At 41.1% G+C, this 985-nt stretch carries 2 protein-coding genes; both read right to left on the reverse strand.

The features are described 5' to 3' along the window. Positions 1-593 (reverse strand): FAD-dependent oxidoreductase (locus B4D49_RS04300; protein WP_286783358.1); only part of this gene is annotated, 593 nt, incomplete at its 3' end. Between the two features lies 1 nt (position 594). Beyond that, a partial coding sequence (locus B4D49_RS04305) for a hypothetical protein (RefSeq protein ID WP_286783359.1) occupies positions 595-985 on the reverse strand: 391 nt, incomplete at its 5' end.

A 985-nucleotide genomic window follows, 5' to 3' on the forward strand; every position in this document is an offset into this window, starting at 1 on the left:
ATACCGTACATCAAAAGTCCACCAAAACGATCACTACGTTCATATACTGTTACACTATGACCAAGTTTGTTAAGGCGCCATGCAGTTGAAAGTCCCGCAGGTCCTGAACCAATAACAGCAACTTTAAATCCAGTACGATAAGTTGGGCGACCAGATTCTTCAACCCAACCATTTTCAAATGCAGTATCAATGATAAAGCGTTCATTATCATGGATAGTAACTCCAGAGCCATTAAGACCTTCTGTACAGCCTTTTTCACACGGTGCTGGACAAACACGTCCAGTCATTTCTGGAAACGGGTTAGTGCGTGAAAGACGCTCAAATGCGCGCTTATAGTCGCCTTTGTAAACCAAGTCATTCCATTCCGGAATCAAGTTGTCGTTTGGACAACCTGAAACCGCACGTCCACCACCGTAAAATTGACCTGAATGACAGAAAGGAATCCCACAAGACATGCAACGCGCAGCTTGTTTTTGGCGTTCTTCTTCTGACAATGGAACTTGTAATTCTTCAAAGTCCAAGATGCGTTCAGCAACAGGACGAAACGGATTATCTTTTCGATCGTATTTCAAAAATCCAAACGGATTAGCCATTTTATTTACCCCCTGTTACTTGTGCGAGAAGTTCTTCTTTTTCTGCAGCTGTTTCTGCACCACCAGTTGCAATTTCGAAAGTACGCAATTCAAGTTCATTACCTTCTAAACCAGTGTTGGCAAGAGCATACTCAATATTATTGATTTCATGGAATTCAGTTGGGTAAACTTTAACAAATTTATCAACTTCTTGTGCCCAGTTATCAAGCAAACGTTTAGCTTTAGCACTACCAGTGTATTCGTAGTGTTTTTGAATCATATCTACCAAGACATCATCACCACGTGTTTCACCAACTTTGTAAAGATCAACCATTTGACGGTTTACTTTTTCAGCAAAGTCACCATTTACATCATAAACGTAAGCAACACCACCACTCATACCAGCGGCAAAG

It is taken from the genome of Streptococcus sp. UBA4344, from assembly GCF_002393675.1.
Taxonomy (GTDB): domain Bacteria; phylum Bacillota; class Bacilli; order Lactobacillales; family Streptococcaceae; genus Streptococcus; species Streptococcus vicugnae.